The sequence below is a fragment of the Mycolicibacterium anyangense genome, from assembly GCF_010731855.1.
Classification (GTDB): domain Bacteria; phylum Actinomycetota; class Actinomycetes; order Mycobacteriales; family Mycobacteriaceae; genus Mycobacterium; species Mycobacterium anyangense.
Genome location: NZ_AP022620.1, coordinates 3,526,927 through 3,539,116 on the forward strand (window position 1 = coordinate 3,526,927; position 12,190 = coordinate 3,539,116).

Annotated in this window: 11 protein-coding genes; 8 read left to right on the top strand and 3 right to left on the bottom strand. The window is 63.7% G+C overall.

The window, feature by feature from the left end:
- The first annotated feature begins 43 nt into the window (after positions 1-43).
- From G6N35_RS16690 to G6N35_RS16700, 3 genes are read left to right on the top strand one after another with little or no spacing between them, the layout of a single operon-like run.
- Positions 44-580, top strand: a complete 537-nt coding sequence (locus tag G6N35_RS16690; RefSeq protein ID WP_163805261.1) for a 2-oxo-4-hydroxy-4-carboxy-5-ureidoimidazoline decarboxylase — start codon at positions 44-46, stop codon at positions 578-580.
- Positions 581-626: 46 nt separating this feature from the next.
- Positions 627-1,646, top strand: a complete 1,020-nt coding sequence (alc, locus tag G6N35_RS16695) for an allantoicase (protein WP_163805262.1) — start codon at positions 627-629, stop codon at positions 1,644-1,646.
- 11 nt (positions 1,647-1,657) lie between these two features.
- On the top strand, positions 1,658-2,620 hold the full coding sequence (locus tag G6N35_RS16700; protein ID WP_163805263.1) for an alpha/beta hydrolase: 963 nt from the start codon (positions 1,658-1,660) through the stop codon (positions 2,618-2,620).
- Here G6N35_RS16700 and G6N35_RS16705 read toward each other — a convergent pair.
- Positions 2,617-3,096 carry a hypothetical protein gene (locus G6N35_RS16705; RefSeq protein WP_163805264.1) on the bottom strand — a complete coding sequence of 160 codons (480 nt, stop codon included), beginning with the start codon at positions 3,094-3,096 and terminating at the stop codon, positions 2,617-2,619. The genes G6N35_RS16700 and G6N35_RS16705 overlap by 4 nt on opposite strands.
- 364 nt (positions 3,097-3,460) lie before the next feature.
- Between G6N35_RS16705 and G6N35_RS16710 the strand changes: the two genes are divergently transcribed.
- The 5 genes from G6N35_RS16710 (at position 3,461) to G6N35_RS16730 (ending at position 9,044) form a co-directional block, all read left to right on the top strand.
- The gene (locus tag G6N35_RS16710; protein ID WP_163805265.1) at positions 3,461-4,495 is read left to right on the top strand and encodes an acyl-CoA dehydrogenase family protein; all 1,035 of its coding nucleotides are present in this window, start codon (positions 3,461-3,463) and stop codon (positions 4,493-4,495) included.
- A gap of 1 nt (position 4,496) precedes the next feature.
- A complete protein-coding gene (locus tag G6N35_RS16715; RefSeq protein WP_163805266.1) occupies positions 4,497-5,690 on the top strand; it encodes an acyl-CoA dehydrogenase family protein in 1,194 nt (397 codons plus the stop codon).
- 95 nt (positions 5,691-5,785) lie between these two features.
- Positions 5,786-6,973: a CaiB/BaiF CoA transferase family protein gene (locus G6N35_RS16720; RefSeq protein WP_163805267.1), complete on the top strand. Its 1,188-nt coding sequence runs from the start codon at positions 5,786-5,788 to the stop codon at positions 6,971-6,973.
- A 121-nt stretch (positions 6,974-7,094) separates the two neighbouring features.
- Positions 7,095-8,150 (top strand): TIGR03617 family F420-dependent LLM class oxidoreductase, encoded by a 1,056-nt coding sequence (locus G6N35_RS16725; RefSeq protein ID WP_163807730.1) that lies wholly within the window; start codon positions 7,095-7,097, stop codon positions 8,148-8,150.
- A 72-nt stretch (positions 8,151-8,222) separates the two neighbouring features.
- Positions 8,223-9,044, top strand: a complete 822-nt coding sequence (locus G6N35_RS16730; RefSeq protein ID WP_163805268.1) for an enoyl-CoA hydratase-related protein — start codon at positions 8,223-8,225, stop codon at positions 9,042-9,044.
- 99 nt (positions 9,045-9,143) lie between these two features.
- On the opposite strand, the gene G6N35_RS16735 is transcribed toward G6N35_RS16730, so the two are convergent.
- Both G6N35_RS16735 and G6N35_RS16740 read right to left on the bottom strand, forming a co-directional pair.
- Positions 9,144-10,178: a TIGR03857 family LLM class F420-dependent oxidoreductase gene (locus tag G6N35_RS16735; RefSeq protein ID WP_407664627.1), complete on the bottom strand. Its 1,035-nt coding sequence runs from the start codon at positions 10,176-10,178 to the stop codon at positions 9,144-9,146.
- Positions 10,179-10,442: 264 nt separating this feature from the next.
- Positions 10,443-11,558: a phosphotransferase gene (locus G6N35_RS16740; RefSeq protein ID WP_163805270.1), complete on the bottom strand. Its 1,116-nt coding sequence runs from the start codon at positions 11,556-11,558 to the stop codon at positions 10,443-10,445.
- Positions 11,559-12,190: the final 632 nt, after the last annotated feature.

The window sequence follows — 12,190 nt, forward strand, 5'->3', positions numbered from 1 at the left end:
ATGCGGTAACCCGGTTGTGCTCTGGGTTTTCGATGATGGCGGGGTGTTGTTGCATCAGGGCATCGGGCTGGAGGCTTTCAACGAGCTTCCGGACCGCAAGGCCATGCACGCTCTCTACGAGTGCTGCAACAGTGTGACGCTGGCTCGGGATCTGTCCAGGGGACGCCCCTACGCCGATCACAACGCCCTGTTCCGCCGTGCCGACGCGCTGCTGTTCTCGCTGTCGGAGACGGTCATCGACGACATCCTGCAGGCCTACCCGCATGTCGGGACGCGGCCGCGCAGCACCAAGTCGCAGGCCGAGCAGTGCTCGGTGTGGGACGACCGGCCCGAGGTGATGGCCGAACTGCGGGCCGTCGTGCAGGAGTACACCGAACGATTCGGCTACGACTTCGTGATGCACGTCGGCGGATTGGCCCCTGACTGCTGTGCCGAGTCGGTGATCGGCGTTGTCCGCGACCGGATGCACCACGATCCCGAGACCGAGCGCAAGGTGGTGCGCAACGAACTGGCCCGGATCAACCGCAGCCGTCTGGAGCGGATGCTGGGTCCCGAGGGCGGCTACGACAACTGGGGCTGATCCCGTGTGGTCGGCCGAATGTCGGCTCGGCGCATAGGCTTGCGCGGTGACTGGTGCCGCGAACCCGCATTTCCTGTCGTTCCCAGATCTGGCGGCGCGCACTGCCGGCGGGTCGGTGGTGTGGGCGAATGACGACCTGTTCGCCGAGCGGGAGAACCTGATCACACCGAAACCCGCCGAGTTCCGGCCGGCTACCTTCGGTCACAAGGGCCAGGTGTACGACGGGTGGGAGACCCGCCGGCGCCGCGGCGCCACGGCGCAGGACTGTGACCAGGCGATCGTGCGGCTGGGAGTGCCTGCGATCGTGCGCGGCGTGGTCGTCGACACGGCATGGTTCACCGGGAACTACCCGCCGCAGGTCTCCGTCGAGGCAGCCTTTGTCGAGGGTTACCCCAGTGTCGAGGAACTACTGGAGAACACGGTCTGGATCACGATCGTGGAGCGCTCCGACGTCAACGGTGACACCCGAAACCCGTTCAAGGTCAACTCATCTCGCCGATGGACGCATGTGCGGCTGTCGATCTACCCGGACGGTGGGGTGGCCCGGTTCCGGGTGCACGGAGAGGCATTGCCGGATCCGCGGTTTGCCGACGGCCTGCCGCTGGATCTGGCCGCATTGGAGAACGGTGGCCGGGTGACCGCCTGCTCGAACATGTTCTACAGCTCGCCGAACAACCTGCTGCTGCCCGGCACGGCGCGGACGATGGGCGAAGGGTGGGAGACCTCCAGGCGCCGTGACGCGGGCAACGACTGGGTGCAGGTTCGACTAGCCGGACAGGGCGTGCTGACCGCCGCCGAACTGGACACCTCCTACTTTCTCGGCAATGCCCCAGGGCAAGGCCGGCTGATGGGACGCGACGGCGACGGCGACTGGTTCGAGGTGCTGCCCATCACCGACCTGCGTCCCGACACCCGGCACCGCTTGCTGCTCGATGGCCGGCGACCGGTGAGCGAGGCCCGGCTGGACATCTACCCCGACGGCGGGATGGCGCGGCTTCGGCTCTTCGGCCGACTGACCGATGACGGCGCGCGCACCGTGCGTGAAAGGTGGGACGCCAGCGCCTAAGGTTGGCTGTCGTGGCCCTGTCGATGGATCCCCAAGTCCTCGCTTTCCTGCAACCGCTGATGGAAGCCGCCGCTCAGGTCGAACCGCCGGCGGTGGGCGACGTCGCCATCCGGCGCGAGCGGGCGGCGCCGTTCTTCGAGATGCTGGCGGCGGGCCGACCAGCGGTCGACGGGGTGACGGCACAGTCGTTCACCGTCACCGCTGCCGACGGCGCCGAGCTGCCGCTGACCTGGTACATGCCGGCCTCGGGAGCTACCGGCAGTGCGGCGCTGTACCTGCACGGTGGCGGGATGATCTACAGCCTGGCCGAGACCGCACCGGCCTACGACGCCGGCGTTCGCGGATACGTCGCGGCTACCGGCGTGCCGATGCTGGTGGTGGATTACCGTGTGGCGCCCGAACATTCGGGACTGACGCCAGTCCAGGACTGTTACGCCGCGTTGTGTTGGCTGGCCGAGCACGCCGATGAACTCGGTGTGGACCCCGACCGGCTGGCGGTGGCCGGGGATAGCGCCGGCGGCGGGCTGGCCGCGGGCGTGAGCCTGTTGGCCCGCGACCGCGGTGGACCAGCACCGGCACTGCAGCTGCTGATCTACCCGATGCTCGACGACCGCACGGTGACGCCGGATCCAGCACTGCCGCCGGAGTTCCTGACGTGGACCTACGAGGACAACGTGACCGGCTGGGGAGCGCTGTTGGGTGATCTGGCCGGCGGCGACGAGGTGTCGGCCTACAGCGCTCCGGCGCGCGCGACGGATCTCTCCGGACTGCCACCCACCTACTTGGATGTCGGCGATCTGGACATCTTCCGTGACGAGAATGTCCTTTACGCACAACGACTTTCGATCTCCGGAGTGCCGACCGAGCTGCATGTGCATCCGGGCTGCCCGCACGCATTCGAGGCGCTGGCCCCTGCCGCGGATGTCTCCCAGCGGGTGATGGCGGACCGGGTGCGTCGGCTGCGGGCGCTCTAACCGGTACCCGATTGCCGGACAATAGGACTCGGCTCTTCTGCGGCTGTGCACAGTTCACCGATGGCTGCGGCCGGCGCGTTCATGCTGGGCTCCACCCACACCGCATGATCATCGACCAGGCGTGGATCCAGCATCCGCTGGCCGCTGATGGGCCACTGCACCCACTCGGAGCCGGCCAGCGTGTACTGCACGTCCCCGGCCAGCCACACCAACGCCTGCGGTGCTGACGTCTCCAGCAGATAGCCCAGGCAGCGATGGTATGCGCCCACAGGCCCGTCGAAACCCAGGGCTATGCAATCGTCAGAAGCCTTGAAGTTCCAGCACATGCCGTTGAGCGAGATCGGGCGACCGTACCGACGGCAGCCCAGATCATGGGTCACCGCACGGGCAGCAGCGGCCCAGGCATGTGGGAGATCGGCGGGCGGATCGTCCTCGAATGCGAATCGCCACGACCGCTCCGGAAGATCCCACGACATGACCCCACCGTCGCACGATCATCACCGGCACATCGAGTTCTTTTTCGTCTAACACTTCGCTTCCGCGCCACGCGTGCTGATACCGACTTGCAGGGCTTGCGATCGCTGAGCGGATCTACCTTTCCCAGTCGAGATGAGCTTTTCGATCGGCGACTCACCGACACGATTGTCGGAATCGCCTGGAGACATGGACTTCCCATCGATGATCATGTGCGTGGAATCGGAGGACAGCAATGACACAACAACACTTCACATCGGGGCGGGAGAGTGCTGTCATGAGGATACAGACTGTCGCGTATGACGCGAGACAACGATCAACGCCTGGGGCCCGCACTACGGTGCGGCGCGGTATCGAAGGCTTCTCATGGACTTGAGTCTCAATGACGATGAGGTGATGCTGCAGAGGTCGCTCGAAGCGTTTTTCAGCTCCGAGTCCGGGCCCGACTGCGTCAGGGCCGCAGAACCGGTCGGGTTCGACGACGGGCTGTGGCGGCGCGTGGTCCATCTGGGGACACCAATGATGGCGATGCCGGAAGCTGTTGGTGGCGGCTCCGCTTCGACAATGGCCAGCGTGATCGCCGTTCAGGAAGCGGGCCGGCGGCTCGCACCGATACCTCTTGCCGAAGCCATCGCCGCCAACAGCGTCCTCGCGCGGTCGGGCCCGGCGGAACTCGCCGCCGCAGCAGGCCACGGCGCGCTGGGGACGCTGGCGATCCGGCCGCCGCTCAATGGCGTGTACCGGCTGGTCCCTGCCGGCGCTGTGGCCGATGTCGTCATTGTGATCTTCAACGATGAGCTGATTGCATTGCGTCGCAAGAGATCTGGTGACCGTCCGTACAGCATGCCGCCGCCGAATTTAGGGTGCAGCCCGATCGCCGACGTCGACCTACACGATGAGGCGTTCGAGAGAATAGTGTTGACCAGCGGCGCCGAGGCGCACCAGATCTACGCCGACGCGCTTACGGAGTGGATGTTGCTGACTGCCGCCGCCCTCGACGGGCTGCGGGGCGCGGCGCTGGATCTCGCGGTCGAATACGTCAAGGCGCGCAAAGTGTTCGGCACCCCGGTCGGCTGGTTCCAGGCCGTGCAACACCGGCTGGCCGATTTGAGCATGAGCGGCGACGGGGCGCGCCTTTTGGTCTCTAAGGCCGCCTGGGCACGACAACAGCGTCTCGATACGGCCGCCAACCTGGCCATGATGGCGTTTCTTTTCACCGCCGAAGTCAGCTTCAAGACTTGCCGTGAAGCCGTGCAGTTCCACGGCGGCTACGGCTTCACCCTCGAATACGACATCCAGCTCTACCTGCGGCGAGCGAAGGCATGGTCACTCGCCGCAGGGGATCCCCACGTGATTTACCAGCAGCTGGCGGCGCAGCTATTCCCCGAGACACAGGAGTGACATGGACTTCACCCAGGACGAGGATGAGCTCAAGCCGTATCGTGAGCAGGCGAGCCGGTGGATTGAACACAACCTTCCCGCCCTCGCGAGCGAGGCCGAACGCCAACGCGTGAGCGGGGATTCATTCTCGCCGGAAATCCACCGATGCCTCGCCGCCGCGGGCTGGCTCGGCGCAGGATGGCCAACCGAATACGGCGGCACCGACAACGAGGTTGGGGTAGCCCGCGCGATTCATCAGCAGATCGCGCTCAGCGGCGTTCGCATGATCGCCTGGCTCACCACATCGTTCGTCATCAACACCATCCGGGACCGGGGCACCGAAGCACAGAAAAAATCAATCATCTCCGATGCGCTGCGCGGAGCGATGATAATCGCCTTGGGCTACACCGATCCTGAGGCGGGCTCGGACGCCGCAGCCGCACGCACCCGAGCGGTCCGGCACGGCGATGAGTGGGTGATCAACGGGCAAAAAATGTTCACCAGCTGCGCGCACCTCGCGACTCACGTGTTCATGCTCACCCGCACCGATCCAGAGCTACCCAAGCACAATGGTCTGACCACCTTCCTGGTCCCTCTCGATGCCGAAGGCGTGGAGATTCAACCGGTCTGGACGCTTAGCGGGGAACGCACCAACGCGACCTTCTATGCCGACGTACGGACACCCGACGAATTTCGCATCGGAGACATCAACGGCGGCTGGGACGTGCTGCGTACCGCACTGATGTACGAACGTGGCGGCCAACGCGACAATTTGCGCCCAGAGAACCTCGAGACGACACGCAGTGCAGTGGAATGGGCGCAGCGCAACCATCGTGACGACGGCAGTCGAGTATGGGATGATCCGGTTGTGCGGGAGCGCCTCGTGCGTCACGCCATCAACGAAGAGATCACCGAGCTACTGCGCTACCGCGCGGTGTGGGCAGCCCAACAGGGCGACCTCTCCGGTGCCCCCACCGCTGCCGTCAAGGTATTCGGTTCCGAGACCACCCAGCAGCGGGAGTGGGATCTGCTCGACATGTTCGGTGCCGCCGGTGTTCTCAAGCGGGAAGCCGGTGATGCCCCGCTCGACGCGGCAATCGAGGAAGCCGCCCGCGACGGCGTTGTCGGCCCGATCGCCGGAGGCTCCAACGAGGTACTTCGAGGAATAATCGCCGAGCGGCAACTGGGCCTACCCAGGTGCCGACCACCCCGGTGATCAGTGCGCACCTGCGCGGCGCCTATGCGCAGCCGCCAAATGTCTGAACTTCCACCGACACAACATCTTTCGCCACAACGCTGAGCTGAGGAATCATGAGCGGACCGCTGCAAGGTATTCGCGTGTTGGACATGTCGATCATGCTGACCGGACCCTACGCTGCTGCCCTATTGGCCGATCAAGGGGCCGACGTGATCAAGGTGGAGCGTCCCGACATTGGTGATCTCGCCCGCTGGATTGGGGCGCGGGTCGGCGGAATGACATCGCTATTCCTGGTGTGCAACCGTGGCAAACGATCCGTTGCCGTCGACGCCCATCATCACGAAGGTGCCGCGATCATCCGCGAGGTCGCGGCCTCGGCCGACGTGGTGATCCAGAACTTCCGTCCCGGGGTGATGGACAAGCTCAACCTCGGCTACGACGCCATCAGAGCGATCAACCCCGACGTCGTCTGCGCCTCGCTGAGCGGTTTCGGACCTGTTGGACCTTACCGTGAACGCGGGGCGCTCGATCCGATCATCCAGGCCTACACCGGATTCGCCACGAATCAATCGGACGGCCCCGGTGCGCCACCGGCATTCTTACATCAAGCCACGGTCGACAAGGTCACGGCTCTGTTCGCCTGCCAGGCCATCACCGCTGCTCTGTTCGCGCGTGACCGCGGCGCCGGCGGGCAGCATCTGACGCTGTCCATGGTGGATGCCGGCGCCTCGTTCCTGTGGGCCGACGCCGCGGGCAACGAAATGTTGCTGGACTCCGACGGCTCATTCCCGTCGACTATCACCGCCGGCTTTGACCCGATGTGTTTCGCCGACGGGTGGGGAGCCGTCGCCGTGGTCAACGACGAGCAGTTCGTCAACCTGTGCCGCAGCCTCGGCGTCGACGGCTACGACGACCCACGCCTGGCCACAACAGCGGCGCGAGTTGCCAATATGGGACTCCTCAACGACATCATGGATCTCTGCCACGCCGCTGCGGCCAACATCACCATGGCCGAGGCCAATGACCGGTTCAGCGCCGCACGCCTGCCGTTCGCGATGGTCACCCCGCCGGCCGCTCTGCACGAGGATCCGCATGCCAAAGCGATGGGCCTGTTCGAGGAGTATCACCATCCGGTCGCCGGCCGCGTCCGAATGCCGCGACACCCCACCCAATTCGGCTCCACGCCAGCGACACTGACGCGCGACGCACCGACACTCGGCCAGCACACCGAGGAAGTACTCAACGAACTCGGCCTTGCCGACAATCTCGACGCGTTGCGCCGCGACACCGTCATCCACTGACCGCCCGCGAACAGAACAGCATTGGAATGACAGAAGACACCGTTGTGACGGCGAGGAGTTGGTCGATGACAACCATCAGACCCCCGGCTGGCGGCGCTGCGACAGCCAGTCGGATTCGGCCATGAAAGTTCATTTGCAGGTCGACGGCGACCCGCGCCGCGTGCTCGACAGTGCCCGCAGCATCGTCCAAGCCGGAGCTGACGGGGCTTTCTCCTTTGAAGGTCAACACGATGTGTTCCTCCCGCTAGTGCTCAGCGCCGTCGAAACCGACCTCGAGGTGATGACCAACGTCGCTATCGCTGGCCCGCGCAGCCCACTCCACCTGGCACATGCCGCCTACGATTTGCAAAGCTACAGCGGTGGGCGCTTCCGATTAGGGCTCGGCTCCCAGATTCGGGTGCACATCGAGAAGCGCTACAGCGGTCGATGGGAGAAACCGGCCGCCCGGGTAGCCGAAACCGTGGCAGCAGTGAAAGCTATCTTCGCGGCCTGGGAAGGGCAGGCGCCCTTGGATTTCCGGGGTGAGTTCTACACCCACACCCTCATGCCAGCCAACTTCAACCCGGGCCCGAATCCATACGGTCCACCAGCGGTGCTGATGGGTGGGCTAGGACCGGTGATGACACGTAAAGCAGCAGAGGTCGCCGACGGTCTGCTGGTGATGCCGTTCACCAGCACCCGATTCTTCGCCGAGCAGACGATGACCGCTGTCACAGACGGGTTGCGCAGAGCAGGCAGGGTCGACCACCCCTTCCCGATCATCGCCCAGGTCATGGTCGCGATGGGGAGCATCGACACCGAGCTGCGCAAGGCGATCGACCTCGTCGCCTTCCTCATCGGCTTCTACGGTTCAACGCCGAACTATCGTCGGGTTCTCGACATCGAGGGCTGGGGCGAGCTGCAACCGCGGCTCAACGCTCTATCCAAGGGAGGCAATTACCCTGAGATGCGCGAGCTCGTCTCCGACGACATGGTCGATACATACGGTGTGGTAGGCACACCGCGGCAATGTGCTGAGCAGATCTATCGCCGCTTCGGCGACCATGCATCCGAGGTCTGCTGCTACTTCCCCGGCTACAAACCGAGCATCGCGGATTTGTCCGCTTTTGTGCGGAGCCTTCACGACCTACCATCGCCCAGCGAAACATCCTCGGCCCGTGCAGATCTGCGGCATTAGCTCCCTTTAGATCGTCAGAATGCGCAACACAATCTCGAAGAGAGCCGGGGCAAGGAAAGGCGACGCAGCTCCATGAAGTCTGTCGATAATAACTATCCGACCATTCCCGACCTACCCGTGTCCTTGGCCGACGGCGTGTTGTCGGTCACCTTCAACCGCCCTGAGAGTCTAAATTCTCTCTCCGCGTCGATGCTCGTCGGGCTGGTCGGCATCCTGAACCTGGCCGCAGTGGATCCGCGGGTGAGGGTGGTACAGCTCAGCGGCGCGGGCTCTAGCTTTTCGTCCGGTGCCGGTATCGGCGGCGAGGACTTCACACAGCCAGGAGCACCGGTGACACCGGCCGACATCCTGGAGGCCACCAACGACACTGTCCGCGCAATCACCAAATTGCCGCAACCGGTGGTGGCCGTCATTCGAGGTGCCGCAGCCGGAGTCGCGGTCTCGTTGGCGCTGGCGTGCGATATCGTACTGGCCTCCGAAACAGCTTTTTTCGCCCTCACTTTCACCAAGATCGGACTGATGCCTGATGGCGGCGCGTCAGCTCTCATCGCTGCCGCGGCAGGTCGCGTCCGTGCGATGCGAATGGCGCTGCTGGCCCAGCGCATCCCCGCACCAACTGCTTACGACTGGGGCCTCATCAGCGGGATCTATCCAGACGACGCGCTGGGAGCCGAGGCGGATAAGATCGTTGCATCGTTGGCGGCCGGGCCCGCGACCGCGCTGGGTAAAACCAACAGCGCCATCAATTCTGCCGCCCTGAGCGAACTCAACGAGGCTCTCGAACGCGAGAAGCATGGCCAGCAGATCCTTATCGAGGGCAGCGAGTTCCGCGAAGGCATCGCAGCTTTTCAACAACGCAGAACGGCGAATTTCGCTGCCCCGCTGGAGCGATGACAACAACGTGACCCTAGCCGCCGACGCGGACACCTCGGCTGCGAACCAGCAATCGACGCAGTGAGCGTAGTTGCGGCCGCTTAGCGCCGAACCTTGACGTCATTTGGCAGCGGTGCGGTATGCGCTGACAATCGGTTCGAGTTCGTCGGGCGTTGCGCCATGCAGGATGACCGCGTCGGCACCGTAGTCGAACTCCTTACGGACCCGCGCGACGCATTGCTGGGGCGATCCTGTTGCCGAGGGCTCGAGCCATTCGTCGGGGATCAGCGTGGCGATGTGTTGGATCTGGTCGGCGGTCGCCTTATGGTCGATCCCTCCTGGAATCGATTGCACCACCTTGTCATCGCGAAACTTCTGCAGTACCGCGGGATCCCATCCGTTGGTGCCAACAATGAGGTCGCCGTACCCCTGCAGATAGGTAGCGAGCCGGGCGACAGTCTTCTTCAGGCGCAGCTCCTCGGGCAGGTGATCACCGACGGTGGCGAAGCACGACCACACCCGCACAGTGGCCGGATCACGGCCCGCTTGTTCGGCGGCGGTCTTCACTGTGGCGACCGCGCGCTGGACCGTTTCCGGGGTGAAGTACGTGTGCAGAATGACATCGTCGAATTCTCGCCCAGCCAGCGCAAGCGTCTTCGGGCCAAATGCCACAATCGCCAGCCGAATGTCTTCATCAAAGTCCGGATCTAGCAGAAGCATCTGATACTGGCCGATCGGTCCGTCGTGGTGGACGATGATCTCGCCGTGCCACAGGCGTCGCATCACCTGAGCGAAGTCTTCCAGCTGGGCGGTCGTCACCGACGACACACCGAACGCGTTATAGATTGCCGCCACGCCCCGTCCCAACCCGAGAGTGAATCTGCCGCCGGACAGGCGGTGCATGGTCGCCGCCCACGCTCCGGTGATCAAGGGGTGGCGAGTGTTGTGGTTGGTAGCACCTGTCGCGATGCGCATATTGCTCGTGACCGCAAGGGCCGCACCGGTAAGTGAGGATGCCTCTTTAAAATTCCAGCGCTCGGAAATGAACGCCGTGCCAAAGCCGAGCTGCTCACCGCGACGAGCTTCCGCCACAAGACCGGCGGGTCCCTCACCCCCGGCGCCCGCCAAGAGGTAGTAACCCAGTTCATTCAGCATTCGGTCGGTCACACGAGATCCCTTTCACCTACGGGGTGCCGCAAACGTACGTGCAGAGCGCATCTGAGCAACACCGGTGTTCCTGCACAACACGCGATGAACACCTGCGACCACAACAGGAGGCCGAAACCCCCTGTGCGGGAGCCAGTATTCGGCCAAAATTCTTAGTTTGGTTCTCCGCAAGGACAGGCGGCGAGTGGCCTTCGTGGCCGTTTTCAAGTGTTGGCGCGACGACGCGGATAAGGAGGCGCCCTTCGGGGGCGATCACGTGAAGAGCAGTTCGAAGGCGTCGAGGTCGGTGATGGCGGCCGACGATCTCTCGGCCATCACCGTAAACATCCGATCTCCACGCTCAGAGCGTTGGGCGACAAAAGCACCCACTACCGTCATGAATGGCGCATAAAAGATGGCGTATCGGTAATCGTCCCAGCAGTGCTCGAGGTCGTAATGCGTCACGCCCAGTTCGACGAGTCTTCGGTGATAGGCCGAGACGATCTCGTACTCCGAACTGCGGCGGTCCTGGGTGGTGAGTCCGGTGGCGAGCAACAATGCGATGTCGCGCAAAGGTAGGCCGGTCGACACGACTTGCCAGTCCACTGCCACAACCGGATCGGGCATATGGGGCGCGTCAAACAGGAGGTTGTCGGGCCGGTAGTCGCCATGTACCAACGAATACGGCTGGCTGCGTCGGGTAGCCCAACTGGTAAAGAGGTCGACGAACTCTTGGAGAACCGACTCCGTCGAAGGATCAACGGAGTAGCGGCGGAGGAACTGCTCGGTAGCCTCAGCGAGAAACTTCGCGGTGAAGTCCACCATCGACGACCATTCGGGTATGAGCCAATCCAGGGAACGAATGCGCGGGTCATTCCACGTAGGCCCATGCAGACCCGCGACGTTAACAGCCGCGACTTCTGCCTGCCTCACGGAACATCCGGCGATCTGGTCACCCGGCAGCTTCGGCGCCATGTCTTCCAACAACAAGGTGAACTCGTTGGTCGAATCATCAAGTGCGGCTAAATAACAACGTGGCACACGTGCCTGGATCCGGTCGGCGAACTCCCGGTAGAAGCTGACTTCACAACGGTAGCCCAATGCTCCTGCCGCCCGGCTGCTCTCATCAGCAGCAGGCAGTTTCACGACCAGCCGGCGCGGGCCGTCCCCGTCGGCGTAGTCAATCGTCAATCTGAAGCACGAACCCATCTGTCCGGTACCGATGGGTTCGGACTCGACCCCGCGCACGGTGACGGCAAGACCCGACGCACGAAGCACCGCAGTCAACCAATGTGAGTCGATCTGGCCAACATTGGAGACACCACGCGTGCCCTGCGCGCCATCGGCGAGAGCAGCATCATTCTGATTCTGACTCACAGGTTTGCCCACTGAGGCATCATGGGATCGGGCGTGGCGCGGCGCAGCCCCACGATCCGGCGCGCGAGGGTGTGACGAAGGCCGTGCGGGGATTTGCTGGAGCGCGTCGTGCCCGCAGAAACAGCACCTGAACTACACATACCTCCACGCCTCTCCGGATCGCGCGACTGGCGACCACAGTGGATGGACTGTGTCACTTCTGACATGTCTGTGTCAATGCTGCCGCAGGCTGTTCGGCATAGTTGGATTATGGACTACTGCTACTCCTGCCAGTGCTGCTCGTAACTCGGTGATCTCGACATCCGTCAGCGACGACATGCGGCCAGCCACTACGGCGACTGTGCGTCTCATGCTCAACATTCGCTCCGACCGAATGGGGCGGTGCGCAGGTCATCCGCGAACCCCCGTAACCCACAGGCTGATTCATCCCCCACCGTCGATACACAACCGCCCGAGGACACTCCCAACCGGCTATAGACGTCGGCGGCGGCAGCTCAAAGCTGGCCAGCTAGGTTTCCAGAATCCCTGGCGGGGTCACACTCCACCGTCCATCAGCGCATCCTAGACGTCTCAGCAACCGGTACCCAGGCGTTGACTTCAGTCGTCTTATAGGTCATTCTTCTGTCAGAACAGACATCATGATG

Bases quoted from the DNA above. Each gene is read 5' to 3' on its own strand.
- G6N35_RS16730 (WP_163805268.1), top strand. From the start codon at position 8,223: ATGAAGTCTGTCGATAATAACTATCCGACCATTCCCGACCTACCCGTG.
- G6N35_RS16735 (WP_407664627.1), bottom strand. From the start codon at position 10,178: ATGCTGAATGAACTGGGTTACTACCTCTTGGCGGGCGCCGGGGGTGAG.
- G6N35_RS16725 (WP_163807730.1), top strand. From the start codon at position 7,095: ATGAAAGTTCATTTGCAGGTCGACGGCGACCCGCGCCGCGTGCTCGAC.
- G6N35_RS16720 (WP_163805267.1), top strand. From the start codon at position 5,786: ATGAGCGGACCGCTGCAAGGTATTCGCGTGTTGGACATGTCGATCATG.
- G6N35_RS16715 (WP_163805266.1), top strand. From the start codon at position 4,497: ATGGACTTCACCCAGGACGAGGATGAGCTCAAGCCGTATCGTGAGCAG.
- G6N35_RS16705 (WP_163805264.1), bottom strand. From the start codon at position 3,096: ATGTCGTGGGATCTTCCGGAGCGGTCGTGGCGATTCGCATTCGAGGAC.
- G6N35_RS16710 (WP_163805265.1), top strand. From the start codon at position 3,461: ATGGACTTGAGTCTCAATGACGATGAGGTGATGCTGCAGAGGTCGCTC.